This window comes from Myxacorys chilensis (assembly GCF_059505265.1).
On sequence record NZ_JCACKG010000181.1, the window covers coordinates 41,666 to 67,700 of the forward strand.

Here is a 26,035-nt window from a genome sequence, read left to right on the forward strand (position 1 = left end):
TGTTTACTGGCTTGCTTTAACATTGATCAGAAGTCTTACCTTCAATCAGTTTAAAGTTTTTTGCTATGCAGCTAATGTAGCCGCCTCAGTGACATCGCTCATTCTCTTCGTTCAGGTTAGTACTGGAAGTGCAGCTTTAGTGAATAACGGTGAGCGATTAGCCGCAGGTGCATCTAGCAATCCTATTCTGGTTGGATACACCGGAGCCTTTGCGTTTCTCTCCAGTTTGATTTTGTGGATCACTGGAAAAACATCTGGAAAGGCGATTTGGCTTCTAGTGGGTGTTCCTGGATTGTTTGTTTGCACTTTGTCTGGAACCCGCAGCGCAACGCTATCGATGTTGGCGAGTGGATTTCTTCTTGGCGTCTATGTTCTTTTCATTCTGCTGAGTTCTAACAAAACCTCATCCAGATTTTTCTCAAATTTAACTTTAGTGGCTGGAATCTTCTTGTTTGGCTTGCTGACTTTAGATCCGGTGATGGCACTGATGTCACCCGGAAAACCTTCAGATAAGCCATCTCTGATTTCTACTGCGATCGAGAAGGGAATCGGTAGAATCGATATTCTTTTTCGAGTAGCAGATGGAGGAAGTGGAGATATGTCGATTCAAGGAAGACAAGCGATATATCAACAGGCGTGGGAGACGTTCTTAAAAAACCCGGTTTGGGGGAATGGGTTGTACTCTAGTGGCTCTGCCCACAATGCTTTTCTGCAAGTTGCGACCGAGTTTGGGATGTTTGGTACTTTAGCGTTTACGTTGCCGCTTCTCTATTTGGCCTATCAGCTTTTCAAGACGGTCGTGGCAAACGCGATGCAGATTGATCCAAGAAAATCTTTTCTAGGCCCTCAGCGATTTCTGAGGAGCGACTATGCCATGATGACAGGCTTTAGCATTGTCTTTTTTATTCAAGCGCTTTGTATGTTTTCGTTTCACGGTGATCCCTATCGGAGTTACCTTCCTGTGTGTTCTATTGGCGTGATTATTGCTTTTGTTCGGTTGAGTAAACGTGAGATTCGAGCCAACATCAGTTCTAGTTGAGCGCCAGGAGACTAAATCGAAACAGACTCGTTGAAGTCAACGATCGCGGTTGACGCATAGATAGAAATTATGACTCACATTGCTCTGCTATTCACAAATTACGGTCCCTATCATCTGGCGCGTCTCAATGCGATGCATCAACTTTGCCAAGACTTAAATTGGCAGGTAACGGCAATCGAACTCGCGCGAGCGGAAGCAGACTACGAGTGGAGGACTAGCGTTGAGCATCTTCCCTACCCGTTTATTACGATCACTGAAAATCAACAGCTTGAAGCGGTCAATCCTATTAAGTTAGGTCAATCCCTGATTAAAACGTTGGAGCGGGTTCAACCGGATGCGATCGCCATTATGGGGTACTTTCGCCCGTCTATGCTGATGGCGCTAATGTGGGGAGCATGGACGGGAAAAGCCAGAATTCTATTTTCAGCGACCAAAGAAGATGATGCTCCACGACGGTGGTGGCAAGAGCAGGTTAAGCGAACAATCCTTAAACAGTTCCAAGCCGCATTGGTGGGCGGAAACCCTCAAAAACGCTACCTCACTAAGCTGGGAATGCTGCCGGAGCAAATTGTAGTGGGGTATAACGTGGTAGGCAATGACGCCTTTCACCCGTCTAAGATTCGATCGCTACCACCACCAATTGCTCGACCCTTCTTTCTGTCCATCAATCGCTTTATTCCTAAAAAAAATCTGTCAAATCTTATTTCTGCTTATGCTGCTTATAGTCAGCAAGCGGGTTCACAAGCTTGGGATCTGGTCTTGTGCGGTGATGGTCAGCTTCGCCCTCAGCTTGAGCAGCAAATTGCGGAACTGGGTTTAAGCGATCGCATTCATTTACCAGGCTTCCTTCAGCAGGACGAACTACTACCATATTTTGCTCACGCGGGTTGTTTTGTTCATGCTAGTACTCAAGAGCAGTGGGGATTGGTAGTCAATGAGGCAATGGCAGCGGGACTACCTGTGCTGGTATCGAATCGCTGTGGATGTTTTGAAGATCTAGTGATTGAAGGGATAAATGGTTGGGGATTTGATCCCGATAATATCGAACAGATGACTGGATTGATGGTCAAGATGAGTTCAGAGATGGTAGATGCTGAAGCAATGGGGACAGCAGCGTTAAGTCATATTCAAAAATTTTCGCCTGCTCACTTTGCTCAAGGCTTGAGTCAAGCTGTAAGGGTTGCGTTAAGCGAAGCTCAGCCTAATTTGATTGTATAAAAAATTACTTGTATGAAAATTCTTCATGTCATCCCTTCTGTTGGATTATCTCGGGGAGGCACAAGCCAAGCAGTTTTGGGATTACTACAAGCTTTAAGGTTGCAAGGAGCCGATGTGGAACTTGCCACTACAAATGATGATGGAGAAGCACTGTTGGATGTTCCACTGGAGCAAAAGGTTGAGTACCAGCACATTCCAACCTGGTTTTTCCCCCGCTTTTCTCCACCTCAGTCTGCCATCCGCGAATTTGCCTTTTCCAAGGCACTCACAGCTTGGTTGTGGAAACATATTGCTGAGTACGACTTAGTTCATGTTCATGCACTGTTCTCGTATCCATCGACGATCGCGATGACGATCGCGCGACTAAAGCGAGTTCCCTATATTCATCAACCACATGGATTACTATGCAACTGGTCGCTTCAGCAAAGCAAACTAAAAAAACAACTCTACCTATCGCTCATTGAGCGGGACAATATTCGACAAAGCCGATTTTTGCAGTTGACTTCTGTGATGGAAGAACGGGAGATGAAGCAATTGGCACTAAATGTTCCCAGTGTTGTCTTGCCGCTTGGAGTTTCTGTTGCTGATCCAATTCCTGATGCTCGTGTACGACTACGCAAGCAACTCAAGCTACCAGAAGAGCAGCCAATTATTCTATTTATGTCTCGGCTACATCACAAGAAAGGCTTAGAGTACCTCGTTCCGGCACTAGGACAACTGGCTAATCTGCCATTTACTTTTGTGTTAGCAGGAAATGGAACTCCAGAATATGAACAGGAAGTAGACCTGTTGCTAAACAAAGCTGGAATTCAAACGCGCACCTATCGCCCTGGCTTTGTAACCGGGGAATTTAAGGATCTGTTGCTTCAAGGATCAGACTTCTTTGCCCTCACTTCTTGTTCTGAGAATTTTGGAATGGTTGTGCTAGAAGCAATGGCAGCAGGGCTGACGACAATTTTGACACCTGGTGTTGCTCTTGCCTCTGTCCTTGAAGAGCAGCAACTTGGTTACGTGCCTGCCTTAGACACAAACGAGATCAGAGAGACGATTCGATACTGTTTAGAATCTCCTGACATTGCGAGAGCCGTCGGCGATCGCGCTCGTCGGTTTATCTTCGAGCATTACACCTGGGATCAAATTGCGGCGACATTAGCCGAAACCTATCAAGCAGTTCTCAAGCCTACGACTTATGCTGATAAACATCACACCGCTAATTCTCACGTTTAATGAAGCTCCAAATCTCGATCGGGTGCTTCAACACCTGACGTGGGCAAGCCGAATTGTGGTGATCGACAGCTATAGCACCGATGAAACGCTCGATATTCTCCGCGCTTATCCACAAGTCGAAATTTTCCAACGGCGGTTTGATACGCACGCTAACCAGTGGAATTTTGGGCTGTCGCATGTTCAAACGGAATGGGCACTGTCACTAGATGCAGATTATGTTGTCACCGATGATCTTGTCTCTGAAATTAAAGCATTGCCGTTGGAAACAGACGTTGACGGATACTACATTCCCTTTAAATACTGTGTGTTTGGCAAACCTCTGCGCGGCACGCTATTACCACCTCGGCAAGCTCTGTTTCGCTGCCAGAAATCCACTTATATCGATGATGGACATACGCAACGGCTGCAGGTCTCTGGCAAAGCAGCAATGCTGAATTCTTGTATTTATCATGACGATCGGAAAGCGCTGAGCCGCTGGCTCTGGGCGCAAGATCGCTACATGGTGTTAGAAGTAAAAAAGCTGTTGGCAACGCCAAAACGCGAGTTGAGCCTGGGCGATCGCATTCGCAAAACGAAAATCCTCGCACCATTCGTGATCTTGTTCTATTGTCTAATCCTTAAAGGTGGAATCTTGGATGGGTGGGCAGGTTGGTACTACACCTTTCAGCGAGTCTTAGCTGAAATTCTCTTATCAATTCACTTAATTCAGGCGGAATGGGGTTCGCAAAAGAGCTAAACGGGCTAAACTAACACCAGGGATTCTACCAGTGTTCATTTCTTACCGTGTTTACTCGCGTCCGGCTGCTTCGGTGCATCACCTCCAGTCTTATTGTGTTGAGCTTGGGTTATATTCCAGCTCAGCTTGCGATCGCGCGGCAACAATCCCCCAACCCCGAAATGATTCTGATTTTAGGGGGAAGTTCTGATCGTGAAGCATACGCGGTGAAACTCGCTCAAAAGCATCCATCGCTCAATATCTGGGTCTCTGCAGGTTCGCCTGATGCCGTTCGCATTTTTGAGGCGGCTGGCATTCCAAAGTCGCGTCTGTATTTCGATCCGCGTGCGACAGATACAGTAACAAATTTTACAACCGTTGTTCCAGACTTTAAGCGGCGCGGTATTCAGCATGTGTATATTGTGACTTCTGACTATCACATGCGCCGGGCAGAAGCGATCGCAACTTTTGTATTTGGCAGTCAGGGGATTGCTTTTACCCCAATTGAAGTGTCTGGTCAGCATCGCCAAGAGTCGAAACTGCGCGTTCTGCGAGATGTGGGACGTTCTGCGATGTGGCTGATGACAGGGCGAACTGGCGCGAGTCTGCGATATCGATCGACATTTTTCAAATCAGCCCATCCAAATTAGGCTGCAGCGACAGCCCACTCAATCGCTCTCAGCACAAGCTTAGCGCGCACAAAATGCTTAGATTCACGGAGTGGTTCTCTTTACTTAGAATCTCTGCATTCATGCAAATGTTTCCTCATTTTGGGCAATTGAGCCGAGGTGCAGTTTTGCGCGTTATTGCTATTGCAACAGGGGTTGAGCCGTCATGGAGACCTACGTTGAAAGTCTCTAGAACAGGGGAAGAATTCAGCTTTATTTTCGACTCCACAATTCACTAAGTCCAAGATAGGAGATCTTCTCAAATGCCAAACCTTTGGAACCGTAGACAGTTTCTCACGCTTCTGGGTGGAACTGCCCTTCTTCCGAGTGCCTGTCAGAAGGTCGAGTCTCTCCCTGTTCGACGAGCCGCCTCTTTTACGATCTTCGACGGTCTCATCTACGATCAAAAGCCTGATGTCGGACTGACGCCCATGCGAATCGATGGGAGTGGATTTTGGAAAAACAACGATCGATCTCAGCCCAATCGAGAAGCTTGCCAAAAAACTGCCCGTGACGCCGCAGAGAAGTTTTCGCATTTTGCGATCGACATCGAGCATTGGAAGACCAACATCGACAAAGACCCAAAAGCTGAGGTGCAAGAAAGCGTTGATAAGCTTGTCCAAGTCATTCAATGGATGCGCGAAGCGGCTCCATCGCTTAAACTTAGCGTCTATAGCATCCCGCCGATTCGCGACTACTGGACACCCGTGCGAAACCTTCCCGGCGGACGCCCAAGCTGGAGGGCTGCAAACCAATTCCTTAAACCGATCGCCGACGCTTCTGATTTTCTCACACCCTCCCTCTATACCTTTTACGAAGATGTTCCCGGATGGGTAACTTACGCGAGTGCAAACATCGAAGAAGCACAGCAGTTTGGTAAACCCGTTTACCCGTTTCTCTGGTGCCGGTATCACAACAGCAACCGTGAGCGTCGCAATCAATTTGTTGAAGGAGACTACTGGCGAACCCAGTTACAAACCGTCCGCGATCGCGGAGCCAATGGCTTAGTTCTATGGGATTGGGCTGGACACGACAACCCTAGAACAAACATCTTAGATACTAAACAAGCTTGGTGGCAGGAAACCGCCAAGTTCAAGGCTGCTCTTTAAGTTCAACCCCCAAGTTCAACCCCTAAGTTCAACCGCCAAGTTCAATCACTAAGTTTAACCCTTGTTCTAAAGCACTGTGAGCTTCAACTTCATTCGTCTTGACCAATATACGATCGGAGATTATACCCCCGGCGCATCCATCTGGAAACAGCTTCTCTGGTTCTTCATCGGAGATCAATTCGTTAGGAGTCGCTTGATTCCTATCTCAGCCCTCAAAGTGTGGGTACTGCGGTCGTTTGGAGCCAGTATCGGGCAAGGAGTCCGGATTAAGCCAGAGGTTAAGGTTAAATTTCCGTGGCGCTTGAGCATTGGAAATCACTGCTGGATTGGTGAAGGTGTTTGGTTTGATAACGTCGCTCCCATTACGCTTGAAGATCACGTTTGCGTTTCTCAAGGCGTTTACTTTTGCACTGGCAATCACGACTGGAGCGATCCACAATTTGCGCTCAAGCCTAGCTCCATCTATCTTGAAGCAGGAAGCTGGATAGCCGCAAAGGCAGTGGTGGCCCCGGGCGTGAAAATTGGTTCGGGAGCAATTCTTTGCTTGGGTGGTGTGGCAATGCGATCGCTAGATCCAATGATGATCTACAGTGGCAATCCTGCGATCGCGATTAAAAAACGAGAGATGATGGAAGAGGCTAACGCACGCGATTAGCGTAGGCCGCAATTCCGAAAGCATGGTGACAGACGTTTCAACACGTTAGACATGAAATCATTAGTCCAAAAATTTCTATGAAAGTTTCAATTATTACCGTAGTTTTCAATGGTGAACAGACTATTGAAGATACGATTCAGTCTGTTTTATTGCAGGATCATCCTGATATTGAACATATCATTATTGATGGCGCTTCGACTGACAAGACGCTAAGTATTATCAACACCTATACTGGCAAAATTGCTAAGGTGGTTTCAGAGCGCGATCGCGGCATTTACGATGCGATGAACAAAGGGCTTCGTCTCGCATCAGGCGATATTATTGGTATTCTTAACTCCGATGATTTTTACGCTGATACAACTGTTATTTCTAGCGTTGTTCGGCAATTTGAGCAGACTGGAGCCAATTCGGTATTTGGTGACTTAGTGTACGTCACCTCTAGCGATCTCGATAGAGTTGTTCGGTATTACAGTTCGGCAAGATTTCATCCTGACCAATTTGCGTATGGTTGGATGCCTGCTCACCCCACCTTTTTCGTCAAACGCTGGGCCTATGAGCAGTATGGGCTGTTTAAAACAGACTATCAGATTGCGGCTGACTACGAATTGTTGACTCGGTTTCTGGCCAAGCATCGTTTGTCTTACAGCTACTTGCCAAAAACGATGGTGAAAATGCGGACGGGAGGCGTAAGTACCACGAATTTAAAGAGCAACTGGATTCTCAATCGAGAAATTATTCGAGGTTGTGCTGAAAACAATATTCAGACCAACATGCCAAAGGTACTTTCTAAATATTTTACTAAAGTCTTTCAACTTGTTTATCGACCCACATGAAACTTTTAGTCACAGGAGCCAGTGGTTTTGTTGGCACTGCCTTTTGTAAATCCTTCGGAAATGGGCAGCAATCGTCGCAGTTGTCTCATGCATCAATTCATGGAGTCGTGAGAGCATCTTCTCAAACCGCTCTGCTCCCAGCGCACGTTGAACCCGTTGTTGCAAAGTCCTTGAACGACCTTGCAGCCCGACAAGATGTATTATCCCAAGTCGATTGCATCGTTCATCTAGCGGCTCGTGTGCATGTCATGCAAGATTCTGTGAGTGATCCATTGAGCGCTTTTCGTGACGTTAATACTGAGGCGACCAGAGAACTCGCGATCGCGGCTGCAAAAGCTGGAGTGCAGCGTTTCGTTTATCTCAGTTCAATCAAAGTTAATGGTGAAGGACAGTCTGAGCCTTACACCGAGTCATCAAAACCGTCGCCTCAAGATCCATATGGAACCAGCAAATGGGAAGCGGAGTGTGCGCTGCAAGAGGTTGCCGCAGACACGGGGTTAGAAGTGGTGGTGATCAGACCGCCGCTCGTTTACGGTGCAGGGGTGAAAGCTAATTTTCTACAGTTAATGCGACTGGTGAAGCGAGGGATTCCGCTGCCATTGGGTGGCGTCAATAATGCTCGAAGTTTGATCTATGTTGGTAATTTAGTGGACGCGATCGCCACCTGTACTGTTCATTCAGAGGCACCAGGGCACACTTTTTTGGTCAGCGATGGCGTCGATGTATCGACTCCAGAGTTAATCCGAAATGTTGCGATCGCGTTCAATTCTTCTGCACATTTGTTACCAATTTCTCCGGATACGCTGAGATTTTTCGGAAAAGTTACACGTAAGTCTGCCGCAATCGATCGGCTCTTAGGTTCTCTCACCATTGACGATCGCAGTATTCGTAGAATCCTTGGATGGCAACCGCCTTATAGCCTCCAGCAGGGACTAGAGGCGACCGCTACTTGGTATTCCACTACTCATTGATCAGGTTCATAACTGGGTGCAGCCATTTCGCAAAGTAGTTTATTAAGAACTGCATTTCTGATTCAGAAATCGGTTTCTATTTTTTCGCCATGAATATTCTTCCAGCGTTTTTAGTTGCGAGTGGAACGCTTAGTTTTCTTCTTGTATCAGTCATTCGGCAGTATTTCAGTTCCCATTTGCTCGATATTCCTAATCATCGGAGTTCTCATACTCAACCGACTCCACGTGGTGGCGGACTAGGATTTGTCGCAGCATTTGCGCTCACCAGCATTGCTATGTTGCTCTCAGGTTCTACAATAGTAGAACCGATGTATCTGCTACAAGTATGGACAGTTTTGATTCCGCTTGTCATTGTGGGCATCTTTGACGATCGCGGCGATGTTCCAGCGGGTATTCGCTACCTTGTGCAGTTGGCAACGGCTGGAATAGCAGTCTTTTGGTTTGGCGCATTTCCGCAGCCTTGGTTTGCTTCACTGGGAGTGATAGGCGCGATCGCGGCGATTCTGCTGACTGTCGTCGGCGTGACAGCACTGATCAACTTCTACAACTTTATGGATGGGCTGGATGGATTGGTGGCTGGAGTGTCTGCCGTGCAGCTTACATTTTTAGCCATCGAGCTAAACCAGCCGCTGTTTATGATTTTGGTCGTCGCGCTCTTGGGCTTTCTCTGGTGGAACTGGTCGCCCGCTAAAATTTTTATGGGCGATGTCGGTAGCACAGTTCTAGGCGCGACCGTTGCGATCGCGTTGCTCAATCATCCCGGATCGTCGGCTGCTCAAGCCTGGACATCGCTAGCAATTACCTTACCGTTGATTGCCGACGCAATCTACACCTTGTTACGACGATTGGTGAACAAAGAGAACATTTTCAAACCACACCGCTCTCATCTGTATCAGCGTTTGCAGCAAGCGGGATGGTCTCACGGACAGGTAGCCACCAGCTATATTTTGAGTGCAGGCGCGATCGCAGCAAGCTTGCATTATTGGGGCGCAATTGGCGCATGGCTCAGTCTTGCGTCGATTAGCGTGGCGCTTGTCCTAACGGAGCGCTATCTCACTCGCCGACAGGGCACTCGAATGCGGACTGTTCTGTATTCCTTCGTCAAAAATTCTTTGGCTGGAACACGAGCAGGCTAGGTAGGTCAAATTTAGATTTTACGGAGTTAGATAGCGGTAGGAAACTTGTACTCTTCGTCATTATCTAAATCCGTGAAATCTCTGAGCCGCTTAAGCAAGTTTCATGAAGAAGCGGTGAAGCTGCCTGAAACAGCGCTCTCTTCTAGGTAGAATGCAGTAGATACACCTGAAATCCTGACTTCAACTCTTGATCACGCCGTCCTTTAGCTTGTAGCAATTGCTCAACTGCAACTGGTGCTGAAGCAGAGGAGGGAAACGCATCTACCAGGGCATCGTACAAAATTGTGAGTTAACGTGATCCGGAACAGGCAGATCGGGCTGTGCCATGCAGTTTACCCTGGAATTGCGAATGAACAGCATCTTGGTGATCGAAGATGATGCAGAAATTTTAGAGAACATTGAAGAAGTTTTAGAACTTCAAAACTTTCGGGCGATCGCAACAAGTAATAGCTTAACGGGGCTAGATTTGGCGCGAGAAGAAGCTCCAGATCTGGTCATTTGCGATGTCATGATGCCTCAGCTAGATGGCTTTGATTTGCTCAATCAGTTGCGGCAAGACCAATCAACCGCGACAATCCCGTTGATTTTTCTGACGGGTCGATCCGAACGCGCTGATGTGCGAATGGGGATGGAACTGGGAGCAGATGACTATCTCACAAAACCGTTTACCAACGAAGAATTAGTGCGAGCGGTTAATAGCTGTCTAGAAAAACATGCCAGACTCGCGCAGCAGTACGAAGCGAAAGTTCAAGAGGTAGAGTCTCTTGAGAAGCGCCTTCAAGCGAGCCAAGAACTAGCTGAGATGAAGGGCGTTTTATTGCAGAAGCTCTCTCAAGGACTGCGGCATCCCGTGTCCAATATCAGCATTGCAACATATATGCTGAGACAAAGCCTGTCTGAAGCTCAGTTTCAGCGCTATGTTGCAATTTTAGAAGAAGAGTGTGCGCGGGGCACGTCATTGCTAAATGAGGTTTCTAGCCTCCAAGAATACTTGCATCCTTCAAAGCTAAACATCCTGCGCAGCAAACTCAAGCTTCGCGGTCGGCTATAGGTTCAACCACATCAACTCTCGCGAATCGGAATTTTGACAGTAACCATTGTTCCTGTTCCGGTTTCGCTGATTAAGCTGATGCTGCCGCCGTAAATCTCTACACATCTTTTCACGATCGCTAGACCTAATCCTGTTCCAGAGACTTTTTCTGTGTTACTAGCGCGATAAAACGAATTGAATAAGTGTTGCTGGTCGCCTAGTGGAATTCCAATACCTTGGTCTTGAATCTGAAATAAAAGACTATTTGATTGGCAATATAAATCAATAGAAATTTTAGTTCCGCCAGGCGAATATTTAATACTATTTGAAAGTAAGTTAACTAAGATTCGCTGTAATAGCACTATATCTACTTCAGCATTAAATTTCTGAATATAGAAGTGTTCTTGATCGCGTGGTGAAAAAGTAATCTCATGCGATGTACTGAGTTGTACTTCTTCGATTAACTCCGTACAAACTTGGATGATATCTGTTGTGACTGGCTGTAGTGCTGGATGATTTTGCTGAATACGGCTCAAAAGCAGGATATCGTCTATCAGCTGCGTCATCTGCCTGACTTTGTTCTGAATGCGTTGAAAATGCTTCTGTGTCTTGGCGCGATCTGAGCAGTTTGCCTCGCTAAGCTGCGAGCAATCATTCATTGCTTCCAGTATTCCGGCTGATGAGGCGATCACGGTTAGGGGCGATCGCAGTTCGTGACAGATTTCTGCCAAGAATTGAGACTTGAGGTGATTCAGCGTTTTTTCATCAGTTAATGCCTCAGCCTCAGTGAGTGTCTCTGTGTTTAGAGAAGGCAGATGAAGAGCAGAATGATTGTCTTCTAGCAAACCGTCTGTGTTCCAATCGGAGTCCTGAACGGCTCGACTGATAGTTGCCAAGCAGAGCGGTTGGTGAGTGTAGAGATCGCAGACGACAAACCACTGAGAGGAGGTTGCGATCGCCGTTTCAGTCGCTGCCTGTCGAAAGCGCAGGTGTCCTTGCCAGTGCCCGTCCTGCAATGCGGTCAGTAACAGGTCTGCTAAGCGATCTCGATCTGTTTCGTCTACCGTTTCGTCGAGTGTTATTCTGTGGCTTGATTCAAGACCATGAAGCCCCAGCAGGTCTTGTCCAGCTTGATTCATAAATAGCCATTGCCCATCAAACGAAACCGTGCCGATTAGATCAGGGCTGCTGTGCACCAAAGATGCCAACCAAGACTGCTCTAGACCCGTACAGAGGTGATCTGAAACCTCGCACTGTACAATTGGTTCTGTCCATCGAAGCGCAGTTGTGCTATCGACTGAGGTGGCTTTAGGCAATTCAACACTATCATAAGATGGCAGTGAATGAGATGGATGCGGCAATGTTTGAGTGCCGCTCACGCGCAGCGCCTGCTGAGTTGATCTCATGGCAGATTTCTCCTCTCTACTAGATTTCTCCTCTCTACTATTGAGGCTCACTGAGCTAACCCCCTCAAGCGAAACTCAGTAATTACCACACAGATGATTTCTAGCTACGATCGCTGTATCCGTATAAATTCGGGCATCTTCATCGTTTCTTCATGTCACTAAGTGGTTTTTCCTTGTTAGGTTGATCATCTGCCTTACAGAGCCTCAACTGATTGCAGCAGCATTCTTTTTTCCATGTAACACTGAGATGCAGAACGCAGAATAACCGCAAATATACTGCTGTCCAAAGTATTTCACTATAAAAAATGTTAGTTATAGGAGGTTTCTACGGTCGTTTACCGAACTGTTGTTCCGTATGTTCCTAGATCACTGATCTGTCCTTATCCGTAATTACATTGATGATGAGACATGGCAAAAGTAAGTGATTGAACGATTCTCGACGGAGTGTAGTTTTAGATAGCCTTAGCAGTAGATGCTCCACTAAATTAGGGTTGTGATACGTTGCCCATACTACTTAGATGCGATGGTCGTCGTTCAAGTTAAGGATACTGAACTTTTTTATCTAAACTTTACGGGAACTTTTCCTACATAACCGAGTTTTTAAGTAAGTATTAGGAATAAGTGCAGGGATGCGATTGATTGTTCAATCAGCAGAATCAAGATTCAAGAATTAGTACAGGGTGCAACTTTTAAAAACGCATGTTTGCAATCTGACGTTCTGGTTGCAAATTGCTCTACCGCTCCACAACTAAGTTGTTCTACCGCTTCAGATTCAGGCGCAAGTAGCGTCTCAAATTTGCTCCACTTCTAGACATCTACCTCCCCACTGTAAAAGCCACTTTAAAAGCCCATAAGGTTTGCCTGCGAGGATGAAGTCTATGCGAGATCGACTTTCGGTTTCTTCTGCATTATCTTATCTATCTCGAACTGACTTATCTATCCGTTTCTTTAAGGTCTTAGTTCGATTACCCCAGCGATTGCGGCGATACATTCTCTTTGCAATTGATGGAATTATCTTTTTGGTTGCAACGTTTATTGCGCTCAGTTTGCGCTTCGACGAATCATCTCTGATTGATCAAATCGTTCACTACAGAGAAATTATTATTCTCGTCATTCCCATTAAATTCTGTATTTTTTATTTTCTAGGCATGTATCGCCCTTTGTTGCGATACACCGGGGCAGGAATTCTTTGGATTGCCCTACGATCGGTGATTCTCAGCGAGGCAGCCCTCAGTGCGGCTGGCTCATTGCTTGGCATTGCCTTACTGCCCCGATCGGTTCAGATCATCTCTGCTTTGGTGACTTGGATTGCTGTCGTCGGATTTCGGTTTTCAATGCGACAAGCCCTGACGTTAGCTGAGTTAGCCCCGCGATCGCGTCCAAAAGCTCAATCCCCGATCGCAGCCATTGCCCCAAAAATGGAACGCATTGTCATCTATGGAGCGGGATCCGCCGGGGTGCAGCTTGCTCAAGCCCTCGATCGCGAATTGACTTACAACGTCATTGCGTTTGTGGATGACAACCCAGATATTCAAGGTCGATGGATTGAGAAGATTCGGATCTACGCGCCGAGTTCGCTCAGAACTCTCATCGGACAATATCAAGCCTCTATGGTGCTGTTAGCTATTCCGTCTGCTAGTCCTCAACAGAAGCGACGGGTGCTGCAAACCCTGAAGGGATTACCCGTTCAGGTGAAGACGGTTCCGACTATCAGCGAGATTTTATCGGGCAAAGTTCCCATCGGTCACATTCGCAACGTTGATATTTCTGACTTGCTGGGGCGCGAAGAAGTGCTGCCCGACCCCAGCATGTTGCGAGTTAATATTACCGATAAGTCGGTGTTAGTTACCGGAGCAGGCGGCTCGATTGGTTCGGAGTTATGTCGGCAAATTGCTCAACAAGAGCCACGGCTGTTGGTGCTGTTTGAACTCAATGAGTTCGCACTATATTCGATCGATGCAGAGTTGGCAGAAACTTATCCTCACATTCCGCGTGTAGCGTATTTGGGATCGGTGACGGATGCGAAACAATTAGAAGAGGCATTCAGTCGCTATCAGGTGCAAACGGTCTACCACGCAGCGGCATATAAGCACGTTCCACTCGTGGAAGCGAACCCTGCTCAAGGCATTCTTAACAACGTTCACGGAACGCTCGTCACCGCCCGCACCGCTGACAAATGTCGCGTCGAAACCTTTGTACTGATCTCAACCGATAAAGCAGTGCGCCCGACCAATGTGATGGGCGCGACTAAGCGAACTGCTGAGTTAGTACTGCAAGCGCTGGCTGCTGAGTCCAGTACTCGCACTCGGTTTGTAATGGTGCGCTTTGGCAATGTGTTGAACAGCAACGGCTCGGTTGTACCGCGCTTCCGTCAGCAGATTGCTCAAGGCAAGCCAATTACGCTGACTCACCCTGCCATGACCCGGTATTTCATGTCAATTCCAGAGGCATCCCGGTTAGTGATTCAAGCTGGAGCAATGGGTGAAAGCGGCGAGGTCTTCTTGCTGGATATGGGAGAACCCGTCAAGATCTATGACTTAGCGATTCAAATGATTGAGTTGAGCGGTTTAGTGCCTGGGGAAGATATTGACGTTGAAATTACAGGATTGCGACCGGGCGAAAAGCTGTACGAAGAACTTTTGATTGGCGCAGATGCAATGACGACCAGCCATCCCAAGATTTATGGGGCAAGAGAAGCAATGATTCCGTGGAGAACGCTGGAGCCGATGTTAGATCAACTGTTTATCGCAGCGTATCAAAATAATCAGAATAAGCTGCGATCGCTGCTCCAGCTTGTTGTACCAGAATACAGTCCGCAGCGAGCAGGTATAGTGAGTAGTTCGCGCACCGAAGGAACGACTCGAAATTAAGTCGATCGCGCACAGAATAGCAGTCTCAATGATCGGCTGTGTGCTGCGTAGGAAGGCAGAGACATTCCATCGAGAAATGGAAGTTACTGAGTAACGGTTGTGTAGTTAATGCGGCGGGCTGCGGCAAGATCATAAGTTTTGAGGATCAAATTGCTGCGGCATTGGATAGAGCAAAAAAGCGCGATCGTTTGATTTTCGAGGATGGAGAGGTCTGCGATCGCGCTAATGGTCAATCAGGTTTTAGAATAGCAGTATTGTTGTCATGCTGCTGCATAGTCAACACCAGCGGGACTGAGCTGAAATGACTGATTCAGCACTGGTATCTCGTCCCGTGCGACACGTACAAACTGCTGCAACACAAATAGGAATTTCTTTCTCTAGTCTTTCCTGAATAGCGCTACCTATTCATCTACAGATAGTGCTGTAGACCTATTACATGAACGATCGCATCGCTCTTGTAAAGACGCGATGCGATCGTGTCTTTAGGACACGGCATCAAAGCTGATTAAAAGCCCACAACATTATCCATCTACACAGCAGAACAGATAGACTTACGAATAGATTTCTAAAACCTCAGTAGTTAAAAGTCAAAAGCCGTAAATTCACCGACCGTCTTTCCACCGAAATTTACTGAAATAAGCGAGGTTATCTTGCTTGAACAACCTCTCGGATTACAAGATTTGTTGTTCAAAAGATTCAATGACAATAACACGCTTTCAACAATAGGATTTTTGCCTGAATTCGGGCTTGCCATTCTCATGCCGTAAGTCGCAAACCTCTCTCAATCCCTGCTCCTAAATTTGGGAGGTGAGGAGCTAAATTAGAAATCCCTCTTCCACGTTTGGAAGAGGGATTTAGGCTGAGGACGGAAGACGTTTGTAAGAAGTCTAATGGTCTTTCAACAAAGCATTTCCTTCGCTAATAATCAACATCAGCTAAATTCGACACATCGCGATTAGCAACAATCCCTAACACGGACGTTCGAGCAGTGCGTAATCGTTCGAGACACTGCATTAACTCAGACCGGCTCGTTTTACCTAAACCCGCTACCAAAACCATCCCGTCTGTGTAAGATGTCAGCAGGTTGCTATCAGCAAGGTTGAGCAAGGGCGGCGCATCATAAATCACCAAATCAAACATGGCGTGAAAATATTCGCTCAATCGCTTCATTTTTTGCGAAGACAATAGCCGAGTTGGATTATCTGGCACTTGACCAGAGGTGAGAACATATAAATTTTCGTCGTCTGAGAGAACCGATGGAGCCGCACTCGACATTCCCGAAGGCGTTAGATTAAAGACACGCTGAATTGCCTGTTGAGGGTTGAGATTTGAAGACAATACCTCCGCTAGTCCTCGATCATTTGAGAGGTCTAGAAAGCCGCTGATTTGAGGATGTCGCAAATCAGCATCGACTAACAGGACCCGTTGACCCATTGCTGCCGCTGCTTGCGCTAAATAGGTAGCCACCGTTGATTTCCCATCGCCAGCGAAGGGAGAACTAATGACAATCGAGCGAATCGGTTGGTCTGCCTTGAGCAGTCGGAGTGTGGAATACAGCGATCGGAACGATTCTGAAAACCCGGAATAGCGGAACGTATCAGACTGAAGGTTGAACCTGCGAGCAATTCCTGTTCGCTGCAAAAGTTGCGGTCGCTGCAGAGCTGCATAAACCGGAATGCTTCCTAATATCGGTAGCTTGACTTGCTTTCGCAGTTCTTCGCTCGTGCGAATCGTGTCATCCATTCGTTCTGCGATCGTCGCCGCACCAATGCCCAACAGTAGTCCCGCGATCGCGCCCAACACTAAGTTTCGCTGCTTAGAATCTTTTGGATCTTGAGGCACGGCCGGAGGCGCAATCAACTGCCAAGGCACCTCTTTCTGAGCCGCCTGAACTTGAAGATTCTCTCGTGTGGCTAGAAAACGTCCCAAGCTATCGGTCGCAACATTGAGTTCACGCTCTAAGTCACTATAAATTCGGGAGACGACAGGCAATCGTTGAACTTCCTGCGCCCAGTACTGTTGAGCATCCCCTAGCACTCTTTGCCGCGTTTCCAAAACCGAGAGATCACTCCCGACCGATGCCATTTTATCTCCCAACACGCGCCGCGCTTCTTGACGCAGCAAGGGAATTAAACTCGCTCGCTGCTCTTGTAATACCGCGATCTCGGGTTCACCTGCCTGAAATCGAGTAGACTCCGTAGCGATTTTACTGTCAATCTCCCGCAATCGCTCAAGGACTTTCTGATAAGCCGGATCGGCCGCAAGAGCCGCCACCGCTCCTGATTGACCTTGCAGATTGTCATACTGCTTCTGAGTTTCAGCAATTTGCTTTTGCGCTTCTAGGCGCTGCTGCTCTAGTCCTTGAACTTGACTTGCGACCTGACTCGCCAGCGCCTCTGTGCCAATTAGGTTATTGCGCTGCCGAAAGGTCTGAATCTGGCGTTGCAAGGTATCGACCCGTTGGCGTGTCCCCTTGACTTGATCATCGACAAAAGTAATCCCCTGACGAAGATTAGCCTGTCGTTCTTGTTGGCTATACCTTAAATAGCCTGCCGCGAGTTGATCGAGAACAAACTTCGCTCGATCAGGATTAGCATCGGTATATTTAACAGCAATCAGTTTTGTGTCTTCCGGTCGAGAAATCTCAAGCTGGGTGATCAGCGAACCGTAACTGACGTCAGGGTAACGCTTTTGAATTTGCTGGAGGATCGGCTCCATCGTCTTCGGGCTGCTTAAAACTTGAATTTGTGTTTCATAGTCCAAGCCGCCAGATTGAGAAGAGGATTTTGGCTGTGTGGATAAGGGGTCTAAGCCCTGCTGGCTTTCCGCTGTTACGGGTTCAACCAGAATTTGAAATGTTCCTTCATATTTATCGCTTTGGTTAAACGTGACAACACCTGTTAACAGCGTAACTGTAACGGCTGTGCCTGTCATGAGAACAGCTCGGCGACGTAATATCTCGAAGAGCCGTGGAGACTGCCAGCTTTCTTCGCTCTCACCTAGATTGGAGTTGGAGTGAATTGCATAATCTAGCGCTGATAGCGATTTACCATTGCGCTCGACTATTGTTTGAGTTGAATTCCCTGAATTCGACTGATTATTCATCGAAATACCTAAGCCAATGATGGAGAAAACGTTGAAACAGGTGAAGGAATCTGAATCTGAATACTCAAGCTAATGATGGAAGAAACATGAGATCAGACGGAGAAATTATGAGTGAAGAAATTACAATCCGAACAGGAATCGGAACGGTAGAACGCGACCAACCGGTCCTAACACCGTTTCTAGGGTTTGTGAGAACTTAGCCGCGCCAGATTTTTCGACCACTACGACATCACCATTCTGTAGAACTGGGTTGCCGTTCTCGTCGATGCCGCGTGCCAAATCGATCGTGATTTCTCGACGCGCCACCGTTCCATTGGGATTTAGGCGAATTAACTCAACCGATTTCTTTTTCGCATCTTTGTTAAATCCACCCGCCGCTAGAATCGCTTGGTTAAGTGGTGTATTGGCTGCCACTTGAACGGTTCCGGGTCGCGTGACTTCACCGACAATGTTCACGTTCATCGTACCAGGAGAGAAGCTGGCGGCTCCCAGTTTTGACGCTTCGGTGGGGTCAAGGGCAGTGGCGGTTGGAATCGCGATCGTATCGCCTTGCTGTAGCACCAGATCTTGACTTAAATCGCCTTCTTTCAGCAGTTTCCAGAGGTCAATGGGGATGGTTTGATTGGTGCCAGCCCGGGTGGGTCGGCGCACCTCGATCTTCCGAACGTTTGCCATCTGATTGATGCCGCCAGCGGTTTGCAGCGCCTGCGTGATCGTCGGCAGTCCGGCCTTCACCTCTAGGGCATAAGGTCCTGGACGGTTCACTTCTCCAACCACTGCAATGTTAATCGGTTTAGCGGAATCTGTGGCAAAGTTAGCGGCAGCAAACTGGGCAGATTCTGCTAAGTTGACGCCGTTAGAGGTTGGAATAAAGATCGTGTCGCCGTCAAGCAATGTTAGGTCTTGACGGATGTTACCCGTCTGGAACAATTCCCACAGATCCACCGCGATCTCGCGATCGACACCACCAAGTTGAGGACGCCGAACAATCACTTGGCGAGGATTGGCGGATCGGGTCATGCCGCCCGCTTCTTGAATGAGTTTGGTGACCGTTGGAAATTTGCCATCTTTTAAGTCGAGGGCGTAAGAACCCGGACGCCCGACCTCTCCAGCGATCGCGACGTTTAACGGTCGAGCCGCCGCTAGACTAACATCGATCATCGGACGTTTCAGCACGCGGGCGTACTTGGCTGCGATCGCGCGTTCTGCCTGCTTCAGGGTCATGCCAGTGACCGACAAGTTGCCGACCCGATAGAGGTTCAGCGTGCCGTTAACCAAAACTTGATACTCTTTGCTGTACTCACCGACGTTGAACACGTCTACCTTGATGCGATCGCCTGCTCCTAACGTGTAGGCATCTACATTCGCCGCCGCTGCAACCCTCACGACTTGAGAGCGAGGAGCTTCGGTCGGGGTTTTGGCTGGAGGCAGGGCACGACTTTCAGGAGCCGCTGGGCTAGGTGAAACACTGGGTATGCTCTGACTGAACGCTGGCGTTGCGTTGAGTCCTGACAGATCCGCACTGGCCAATTGGGGTAGTGGAGCAGTGCTAGTTTGAGCCGCGACAGGCGCAGCGGATATTGATTTAGACGCCTCAGCTTTTTGAAGTTGACGGTAGACGAAGGTTGCGGCATCGGCTTGCGTCACGATGTCCTTCGGACGCTGGATCTGGCCAATGGGGATCGCGGCTTTGCTAGATGCCTTTTGCATCATGCTGCTAAACTGCTGATCCGAAACTGAGGCGTCTGGGCGAAAGTTGCCGTCAGATCCGGTTTGGACAATCCCTCGCTGCATAAGAGCTTGAATGGCGGGTTGAGCACGATGTCCCTCCAGATCATTCTTTGACGATGCAGGAGTGAATGCCGCTTCTGATGCCTCTGCTTCAGTTTCTTTAGATTGAATTTCTTTAGATTGAACTTTAGTTTTAGATTGCTGTTCTGCTGCCGCAAAATTCGATTTAGATGGCATACCAGAACTCAGCGACGCTGCCACAATCGAGTCGATCGGTAGTTGATCAACCCCGACTGATTTGATCCGAATGGGGGTATCTTTTACCCGTGGCGGCGCAGGCAGACTGGCTTTGAGTGACGGGGGCGGCGGGGGCAGTTCAGCGATCGCTAGATCAGATGCTTTTAAGTCAGGCGTTTTTGGCACGGATACTGATCGCGGCTGAGGAGGAGTGCTTCTCACTGCCGATGACAGAGATTCTTGCCCCCCTAATTCTGGCTGAGCTAACGCGGCTGGATTAGCAGCAGCGCGGGCAGCTAGATTCGATTGTTTACGCTTAAATTTGTCTCCTGTTGGAGTTGGGGTTTGAGCTTCAGTGCGAATTAGCTCTTGGGCGACGAGCGCCCCAAACGCGCTGATGGCGAGGAGTGAGATGTTGGTGGGTGTTAACTTTAACTTCATAAGCTCTGAGGGGGGTGAGACGTGCTACACCGGGCTGCAAGGGGCTGTATCCGTAAGTCAGTAATAATTCGCTCACAATACAGTGACTCGTCTACTGATACACGGTTTCTACTGATGTATCAGGACAATTTCCAAGGGGTTTGACAAATAATACGGAGGGGATCTGTCTCTAAATAGATTCGCCTTGTTCTGAAACGATTTAAGGGATTGAATTTCAGGTGAATCAAGAATTGAAGACGAATTCTAGAATTTTCCGAGGATTCCGAAAAATGTTTATTCTCTCGATTGTTCAAGCCGAATCAAGAGACAGCGATCGCGGGTAGGCAACACTGATGGAGTACTGAACTGCTTTTTTCTACAATTACTGTACTAATTTGTCTCGATCGTTTTGTAAAATTTAACACATTGAAAGTGGCGACGATTCGACCGAGTCATTTCTAGCCCTTCACCAAAATGGTACGGTTTTAGAGAACACTCTGTTTAGAAAACACTTTATTAATCCGTCAGATTTTAGTCTGTCAAATTTAGATGGATGAATTGGGGAAAACACCGTGAGAAAGATCTGGCAGATTGGAGTTGGGATACTTGGGTGTAGCGGACTAATTGTGTGGATTAGTCACACGCTACCCTCGATTCCAGTCCCATCTAGAGCGACGATCGCATCCCCAAAAGCCTTGCCTACAAACTCTTTGCACTATCAAGTTTATCAACTGCCGCAAAGTGAGGTTTACACGTTGACTCTAGATGCTACGCGGTATCCTGTACAGGTTGGCATCTCGAAACGCACAAATTCTTTGGCTCAATTCGCAGATCGTGAGGATGCGATCGCGGTACTGAATGCTGGCTTTTTCGATCCGGTCAATCAGAAGTCAACGGCTTACATCACGATAGACGGTCAGCAGGTGGCTGATCCTCATGAAAATGAGCGACTAACGCAAAATCCAAAGATGCAGCCTTACTTAAATCAAATTTTTAATCGCACCGAATTTCGACGCTATCAGTGTGGGCAGAGGGTGCAATACGCCATTGCGGCCCATCAAGATGCTATTCCGTCCGATTGTCAGTTGGTGGATGCAGTGGGGGGCGGACCGCGGCTCCTACCAACGCTGACCGCTTCAGAAGAAGGCTTTGTCGATGCAGCAACCGGACGAGATGCGATCGGGATGAATCAACCCAATGCTAGAAGCGCAGTGGGGATTACTAAAGACGGAGCGGTGGTTTTGGTGATGGTTGCCCAAAAACCGGAAATGCCTACTGCATCAGGACTTTCTCTGTCGCAACTAGCAGGATTTATGAAGGGGTTAGGCGTTCAGCAAGCGATGAATTTAGACGGGGGGAGTTCGTCTGCAATGCTCTACCAAGGACGCCTAGTTTATGGCAAACTCAATGAGAATGGAAAGCCGATTCAACGACCTGTAAAATCAGTGCTGATGGTGAAAAAATAACGATGGACTATGCGATGGATTATGCGATCGCACTCAAAACTCTACGAGCGTCTGATCCGATTTTGGGGCGAGTGATCGATCGGGTTGGAGCTTGCACGTTGGATCAGGCTCAACATACGGGTGATCTGTTCTATTCGCTGTCAAGGTCAATTATTTATCAACAGCTTTCCACCGCATCAGCAACAGCAATTCACGTTCGCTTTTTACAGCTTTATGCAAATCAGACTTTCTCGCCCGAAGCACTTTTAGAAACATCAGATGAAACGCTACGAGGGGTTGGACTTTCACGACAAAAAATTTCTTACCTAAGAGATTTAGCGCAAAAGATAGTAAATGTTCCAGAGATCGCAGAATTAGAATTATTAGATGACGAAACGATTATTCAAACGCTAACACACGTCAAGGGCATCGGGCGTTGGACGGTTCAAATGTTGCTGATCTTTCGGCTCCATCGCTGGGACGTTCTGCCCGTCGATGATTTGGGCGTTCGCTCAGGCATTCGTCGAGTATATGAGTTAGCAGACTTGCCAGATAAAAAAACAACTGAAGCTCTGGGTCAAGCTTGGAAACCCTATCGCACGATCGCAAGCTGGTATCTTTGGCGAGTGCAAGAGGGGAAGTGAAAATTAAATGGTGTTTCGTCTAAGATCAATTCTGTATATTTCGATTTACCCTTAGGAGCAAGTCATGGATGTTAAAGCTGCTGTCGCTTACGAAGCTGCAAAGCCCCTCAGCATCGAAACCGTTCAGCTAGAAGCACCGAGAGCCGGAGAGGTATTAGTCGAAATTAAGGCAACAGGAGTGTGTCATACCGATGCTTACACCTTGTCAGGTGCTGATCCAGAAGGCTTGTTTCCAGCCATTCTAGGGCATGAAGGGGCTGGAATCGTCGTTGAGGTGGGCGAAGGTGTCAAGAGTGTTAAACCAGGCGATCATGTCATTCCACTCTACACTCCAGAATGCCGGAACTGTGAGTACTGTCTAAGCGGTAAAACAAACCTGTGTCAAGCGATTCGGGTGACGCAAGGACAAGGGTTGATGCCAGATGGTACGAGTCGCTTCTCGATTGGTGGACAAAAAATCCTGCACTACATGGGAACCTCCACATTCGCGAATTACACTGTTCTGCCTGAAATTGCAGTCGCAAAGATTCGGGAAGATGCTCCGTTTGAAAAAGTGTGCTTAATTGGTTGCGGTGTCACGACTGGACTCGGAGCCGTGATTAATACAGCAAAAGTGGAGCCAGGAGCAAATGTGGTTGTATTTGGTCTTGGTGGCGTCGGTCTAAACGTCATTCAGGGAGCGCGGATGGTTGGCGCAAATATGATCATCGGCGTTGATTTGAACCCAGAGAAGCGATCGCTAGCCGAAAAGTTAGGAATGACTCATTTTGTGAATCCGCAGGAAGTAGAGGGTGATTTGGTTGCTCATTTGGTTCACTTAACGGGTGGCGGAGCCGATTACAGTTTTGAATGTATTGGTAATGTTAAGGTGATGCGTCAAGCATTGGAATGTTGTCACAAAGGCTGGGGCGAAAGTATTATCGTTGGCGTTGCAGGTGCAGGACAGGAAATTAGCACGCGACCGTTTCAACTAGTGACGGGACGAGTGTGGAGAGGAACGGCGTTTGGCGGGGCAAGGGGTCGAACAGATGTCCCCAAAATTGTCGATTGGTATATGGATGGAAAGATCAATATTGATGATTTGGTCACGAAGATTATGCCAGTTGAGCAAATCAATGAGGCGTTTGATCTGATGCACAGAGGGGAAGTGATCCGGGCGGTGCTGACGTTCTAATCCGCAGAGTTTGCATTACATCCTGTCCTACTCCTAGTCAGTAACAGACTAAGAATAGGACAGCTAAAGCAAATTACTCGTTGTTTACAATGCGTTCTCTCGGTGCAGAAACAGAGTCCTCAGTCTAATTTAAGATTACTATGGAGTTGTGTTCTGCGATCGCGTGAGCCACTTCTCTAGAACAGCATCAAGTGCAAAAACGCCGCCTCCCCCAACAGCAAACAGAAGATAAATCAGCGAGTATAGAGAAGCCGTCTCAACCGGTGCAATGTGAAAACCTTCACCTTTGAGATGAAAATAAACTGCGATCGACATTGTGAAGAGTAACGCTACTGCATTAAGCCGAGTAAGCAGTCCCAGTGCCAGCAAAATAGAACTGATGATTTCAGTGTAAGCGGCACAGTAGGTAAAGAAAACGGGATAGGGCAGACCAATCAGTTTAACAACATTGGTGGCAAATCCTTGAACATCGGCAAGCTTGCTAAATCCGTTGTGAATCATGAGTAAACCGACGACCACGCGAACCACAAGCCAAACGACCTGAAATTTACTACTGTCGGTTGAGCTTGGGCTTAGAATTGCGAATGGCGATCGCGGCTGTTGAATACTCGTCACGATTTTGCTCCTAAAGATTAATACATTCTTCTCAATAATTCGTCATTATAGATCGATCTCAATCGCACACAAATCTTCTCTCATGAGTAAGTCAACCGACAAACGGCACTATGCACCAGCAACAGATCGCAATCGCGATTTCATTCTAAACATTTTGCTGCAAGTCCTGCCCCCAGTCGGAACCGTACTGGAAATTTCCAGTGGAACTGGACAGCACGCGGTTTACTTTGCCCCGCGATTGGCTCCTCGTCGATGGCTGCCGTCTGACCCCAATCCGATGGCTAGAGAGAGCATCGAGGCGTGGCGGGAGTTGGAGCCAACAGAGAATCTGTATCCCGCGATCTCACTGGATGCCCGCGATTCTGTCTGGAGCATTGAGCGGAGCGATCTGCCAGAAGCATTGCTAACAACTGACTTTCGGCGTGAGACAATCAACGCGATCGTCAATATCAATATGATTCACATCGCCCCTTGGTCTGCTTGCCTTGGCTTAATGAATGGAGCAAGACGCCTGCTTCCGCCAAATGGCATTCTCTACCTGTATGGGCCGTTTAAACAGAATGGTCAACACACTGCACCAAGCAATGAGGCATTTGATCAAAGTCTACAAATGCAGGATCCAGATTGGGGTGTGCGTGACCTTGATGAAGTTGTCGCCCTTGCTCGCGCCCAAAAGCTTTCGCTCCTTAATATATATGAGATGCCAGCAAATAATCTTTCTGTTGTCTTTCGTGCCTGCGGTACTGAATAATGATCGTCTTTCATACCGTTTCATTTACTAATCAACCGAATGAGTTCCTTTCTTGCAGTTGGTAATATCAAGACAATCATCTTTACGACTTTCAATAATCTAAAAAGCTGCATCTTGAGTAAACAGTATCTGCTGTGTTTGCTGAACAAACTTTAGCTAAAAAACTTCATCCAATCGGCTCCGTAATCTTGCGTGATTAGTTGGAGTGAAATCAATTTTGATAACTGCATAAGCCAAGCGCGCTTGGCTTGACCAAACTCCGAGCGATCGCAAAATTACTTAATGGCTTGATGAGGAGTGAAGTGGAGCCGCTGGTAACAGGGGTAAGCGCAAGTTAGCGCTCTTGATAGCTATAACCTAATAGGCATAGAGGTTTCAAAGCGTTGCCACCTCAAATCTACAGGGTTACCACCTCAAATTTGCTATACAGATTGTTCAGCTTCTCACTCACGCTCGTCTTAATATCGATTGCTTGATTGATCGCAATCGGCTTCATAGTGAACCTCCCCTCAGCTATCTAATGGAAAATGGCGCTCGGTTTCGCCTGCTTCAATCAGGCTCAAAAAAGTCTCACTGATAATCTTTTGTTCTTCCTCTGTAAAATCTGTCTTGAGCCGAGTTTCGATCTCATTATCGCTGAGATCCTCATCAATGAGGGTTTGGAAGCGTTGCAGGATGTCAGCAACACGATCGCTAGAATCGTTTTCTGTGTTCATAATTTACGACTAGAGGATAGGGAATTTTGAAGTTATCGCGGTTCATCAATCATCTTATGAGAGTTTTACAGCAAACTCAAAATCGTCTGAGCCTGAAGAGATTAAAAAGCCTGCCGACGATTAAGTGATCGCAAGATAAAGGGATTAGACGTCGATTCTCACCCAAAACCAGGCAAACTTTTACATAACCAGATTTCTAGAACACGCTGCACAGTTCTAAGGCAGGTTTACGATCGCTTCCTAAATTCGATTTTGAAATTTCAAGTTTTATCAAGTCCTCGATGCACAGAGCATCACAGCCTCCGTTCTAATGAAATAAC

General features: G+C 47.5%; 21 protein-coding genes. 16 read left to right on the forward strand and 5 right to left on the reverse strand.

Going from position 1 to position 26,035, the window contains the following annotated elements:
* Positions 1 to 88: 88 nt before the first annotated feature.
* The 11 genes from AC5JLB_RS15315 to AC5JLB_RS15365 all read left to right on the forward strand — a co-directional run bounded on the left by AC5JLB_RS15315 (position 89) and on the right by AC5JLB_RS15365 (position 10,622).
* Positions 89 to 1,039, forward strand: a complete 951-nt coding sequence (locus tag AC5JLB_RS15315; protein WP_495874692.1) for an O-antigen ligase family protein — start codon at positions 89 to 91, stop codon at positions 1,037 to 1,039.
* Between the two features lie 69 nt (positions 1,040 to 1,108).
* The gene (locus AC5JLB_RS15320; protein ID WP_495874693.1) at positions 1,109 to 2,257 is read left to right on the forward strand and encodes a glycosyltransferase family 4 protein; all 1,149 of its coding nucleotides are present in this window, start codon (positions 1,109 to 1,111) and stop codon (positions 2,255 to 2,257) included.
* Between the two features lie 12 nt (positions 2,258 to 2,269).
* A complete protein-coding gene (locus AC5JLB_RS15325) occupies positions 2,270 to 3,484 on the forward strand; it encodes a glycosyltransferase (protein ID WP_495874694.1) in 1,215 nt (404 codons plus the stop codon).
* Complete coding sequence (locus tag AC5JLB_RS15330; RefSeq protein ID WP_495874695.1) at positions 3,447 to 4,220, forward strand: glycosyltransferase family 2 protein; 774 nt, start codon at positions 3,447 to 3,449, stop codon at positions 4,218 to 4,220. The genes AC5JLB_RS15325 and AC5JLB_RS15330 overlap by 38 nt, the downstream gene beginning before the upstream one ends.
* Before the next feature lie 47 nt (positions 4,221 to 4,267).
* Complete coding sequence (locus AC5JLB_RS15335; RefSeq protein ID WP_495874696.1) at positions 4,268 to 4,849, forward strand: YdcF family protein; 582 nt, start codon at positions 4,268 to 4,270, stop codon at positions 4,847 to 4,849.
* Positions 4,850 to 5,130: 281 nt separating this feature from the next.
* Positions 5,131 to 5,976, forward strand: a complete 846-nt coding sequence (locus tag AC5JLB_RS15340) for a hypothetical protein (protein WP_495874697.1) — start codon at positions 5,131 to 5,133, stop codon at positions 5,974 to 5,976.
* A gap of 76 nt (positions 5,977 to 6,052) precedes the next feature.
* Entirely contained in the window at positions 6,053 to 6,631 is a 579-nt protein-coding gene (locus AC5JLB_RS15345) for a WcaF family extracellular polysaccharide biosynthesis acetyltransferase (RefSeq protein WP_495874698.1), read from the forward strand.
* Positions 6,632 to 6,708: 77 nt separating this feature from the next.
* Positions 6,709 to 7,464, forward strand: a complete 756-nt coding sequence (locus AC5JLB_RS15350) for a glycosyltransferase family 2 protein (RefSeq protein WP_495874699.1) — start codon at positions 6,709 to 6,711, stop codon at positions 7,462 to 7,464.
* Entirely contained in the window at positions 7,461 to 8,435 is a 975-nt protein-coding gene (locus tag AC5JLB_RS15355) for a UDP-glucose 4-epimerase family protein (RefSeq protein WP_495874700.1), read from the forward strand. Before AC5JLB_RS15350 ends, AC5JLB_RS15355 begins: the two co-directional genes overlap by 4 nt.
* Positions 8,436 to 8,524: 89 nt before the next feature.
* Positions 8,525 to 9,571 carry an MraY family glycosyltransferase gene (locus AC5JLB_RS15360; RefSeq protein ID WP_495874701.1) on the forward strand — a complete coding sequence of 349 codons (1,047 nt, stop codon included), beginning with the start codon at positions 8,525 to 8,527 and terminating at the stop codon, positions 9,569 to 9,571.
* A 349-nt stretch (positions 9,572 to 9,920) separates the two neighbouring features.
* Positions 9,921 to 10,622, forward strand: a complete 702-nt coding sequence (locus AC5JLB_RS15365; RefSeq protein WP_495874702.1) for a response regulator transcription factor — start codon at positions 9,921 to 9,923, stop codon at positions 10,620 to 10,622.
* A gap of 11 nt (positions 10,623 to 10,633) precedes the next feature.
* On the opposite strand, the gene AC5JLB_RS15370 is transcribed toward AC5JLB_RS15365, so the two are convergent.
* Positions 10,634 to 12,007, reverse strand: a complete 1,374-nt coding sequence (locus tag AC5JLB_RS15370) for a sensor histidine kinase (protein ID WP_495874703.1) — start codon at positions 12,005 to 12,007, stop codon at positions 10,634 to 10,636.
* A gap of 878 nt (positions 12,008 to 12,885) precedes the next feature.
* Between AC5JLB_RS15370 and AC5JLB_RS15375 the strand changes: the two genes are divergently transcribed.
* The gene (locus tag AC5JLB_RS15375; protein ID WP_495874704.1) at positions 12,886 to 14,877 is read left to right on the forward strand and encodes a polysaccharide biosynthesis protein; all 1,992 of its coding nucleotides are present in this window, start codon (positions 12,886 to 12,888) and stop codon (positions 14,875 to 14,877) included.
* A 918-nt stretch (positions 14,878 to 15,795) separates the two neighbouring features.
* On the opposite strand, the gene AC5JLB_RS15380 is transcribed toward AC5JLB_RS15375, so the two are convergent.
* Positions 15,796 to 17,982, reverse strand: coding sequence for a GumC family protein (locus AC5JLB_RS15380; RefSeq protein ID WP_495874705.1), 2,187 nt, complete (start codon positions 17,980 to 17,982; stop codon positions 15,796 to 15,798).
* A gap of 120 nt (positions 17,983 to 18,102) precedes the next feature.
* Entirely contained in the window at positions 18,103 to 20,391 is a 2,289-nt protein-coding gene (locus AC5JLB_RS15385; protein WP_495874706.1) for an SLBB domain-containing protein, read from the reverse strand.
* A 551-nt stretch (positions 20,392 to 20,942) separates the two neighbouring features.
* Between AC5JLB_RS15385 and AC5JLB_RS15390 the strand changes: the two genes are divergently transcribed.
* The 3 genes from AC5JLB_RS15390 (at position 20,943) to AC5JLB_RS15400 (ending at position 23,633) form a co-directional block, all read left to right on the forward strand.
* Positions 20,943 to 21,836 carry a phosphodiester glycosidase family protein gene (locus tag AC5JLB_RS15390; RefSeq protein WP_495874707.1) on the forward strand — a complete coding sequence of 298 codons (894 nt, stop codon included), beginning with the start codon at positions 20,943 to 20,945 and terminating at the stop codon, positions 21,834 to 21,836.
* Positions 21,837 to 21,838: 2 nt separating this feature from the next.
* The gene (locus tag AC5JLB_RS15395; protein WP_495874708.1) at positions 21,839 to 22,459 is read left to right on the forward strand and encodes a DNA-3-methyladenine glycosylase family protein; all 621 of its coding nucleotides are present in this window, start codon (positions 21,839 to 21,841) and stop codon (positions 22,457 to 22,459) included.
* A gap of 64 nt (positions 22,460 to 22,523) precedes the next feature.
* Complete coding sequence (locus AC5JLB_RS15400; RefSeq protein ID WP_495874709.1) at positions 22,524 to 23,633, forward strand: S-(hydroxymethyl)glutathione dehydrogenase/class III alcohol dehydrogenase; 1,110 nt, start codon at positions 22,524 to 22,526, stop codon at positions 23,631 to 23,633.
* Positions 23,634 to 23,771: 138 nt separating this feature from the next.
* On the opposite strand, the gene AC5JLB_RS15405 is transcribed toward AC5JLB_RS15400, so the two are convergent.
* Entirely contained in the window at positions 23,772 to 24,248 is a 477-nt protein-coding gene (locus AC5JLB_RS15405; RefSeq protein WP_495874710.1) for a DoxX family protein, read from the reverse strand.
* An 82-nt stretch (positions 24,249 to 24,330) separates the two neighbouring features.
* On the opposite strand from AC5JLB_RS15405, the gene AC5JLB_RS15410 reads away from it, so the two are divergent.
* Positions 24,331 to 24,999, forward strand: coding sequence for a DUF938 domain-containing protein (locus tag AC5JLB_RS15410; protein ID WP_495874711.1), 669 nt, complete (start codon positions 24,331 to 24,333; stop codon positions 24,997 to 24,999).
* Between the two features lie 509 nt (positions 25,000 to 25,508).
* Here the strand turns inward: AC5JLB_RS15410 and AC5JLB_RS15415 are convergent.
* Complete coding sequence (locus AC5JLB_RS15415) at positions 25,509 to 25,715, reverse strand: hypothetical protein (RefSeq protein WP_495874712.1); 207 nt, start codon at positions 25,713 to 25,715, stop codon at positions 25,509 to 25,511.
* Positions 25,716 to 26,035: the final 320 nt, after the last annotated feature.

Bases quoted from the DNA above. Each gene is read 5' to 3' on its own strand.
- AC5JLB_RS15320 (WP_495874693.1), top strand. From the start codon at position 1,109: ATGACTCACATTGCTCTGCTATTCACAAATTACGGTCCCTATCATCTG.
- AC5JLB_RS15325 (WP_495874694.1), top strand. From the start codon at position 2,270: ATGAAAATTCTTCATGTCATCCCTTCTGTTGGATTATCTCGGGGAGGC.
- AC5JLB_RS15330 (WP_495874695.1), top strand. From the start codon at position 3,447: ATGCTGATAAACATCACACCGCTAATTCTCACGTTTAATGAAGCTCCA.
- AC5JLB_RS15340 (WP_495874697.1), top strand. From the start codon at position 5,131: ATGCCAAACCTTTGGAACCGTAGACAGTTTCTCACGCTTCTGGGTGGA.
- AC5JLB_RS15350 (WP_495874699.1), top strand. From the start codon at position 6,709: ATGAAAGTTTCAATTATTACCGTAGTTTTCAATGGTGAACAGACTATT.
- AC5JLB_RS15355 (WP_495874700.1), top strand. From the start codon at position 7,461: ATGAAACTTTTAGTCACAGGAGCCAGTGGTTTTGTTGGCACTGCCTTT.
- AC5JLB_RS15360 (WP_495874701.1), top strand. From the start codon at position 8,525: ATGAATATTCTTCCAGCGTTTTTAGTTGCGAGTGGAACGCTTAGTTTT.
- AC5JLB_RS15365 (WP_495874702.1), top strand. From the start codon at position 9,921: ATGAACAGCATCTTGGTGATCGAAGATGATGCAGAAATTTTAGAGAAC.
- AC5JLB_RS15370 (WP_495874703.1), bottom strand. From the start codon at position 12,007: ATGAGATCAACTCAGCAGGCGCTGCGCGTGAGCGGCACTCAAACATTG.
- AC5JLB_RS15375 (WP_495874704.1), top strand. From the start codon at position 12,886: ATGCGAGATCGACTTTCGGTTTCTTCTGCATTATCTTATCTATCTCGA.
- AC5JLB_RS15380 (WP_495874705.1), bottom strand. From the start codon at position 17,982: ATGAATAATCAGTCGAATTCAGGGAATTCAACTCAAACAATAGTCGAG.
- AC5JLB_RS15385 (WP_495874706.1), bottom strand. From the start codon at position 20,391: ATGAAGTTAAAGTTAACACCCACCAACATCTCACTCCTCGCCATCAGC.
- AC5JLB_RS15395 (WP_495874708.1), top strand. From the start codon at position 21,839: ATGGACTATGCGATGGATTATGCGATCGCACTCAAAACTCTACGAGCG.
- AC5JLB_RS15400 (WP_495874709.1), top strand. From the start codon at position 22,524: ATGGATGTTAAAGCTGCTGTCGCTTACGAAGCTGCAAAGCCCCTCAGC.
- AC5JLB_RS15410 (WP_495874711.1), top strand. From the start codon at position 24,331: ATGAGTAAGTCAACCGACAAACGGCACTATGCACCAGCAACAGATCGC.
- AC5JLB_RS15415 (WP_495874712.1), bottom strand. From the start codon at position 25,715: ATGAACACAGAAAACGATTCTAGCGATCGTGTTGCTGACATCCTGCAA.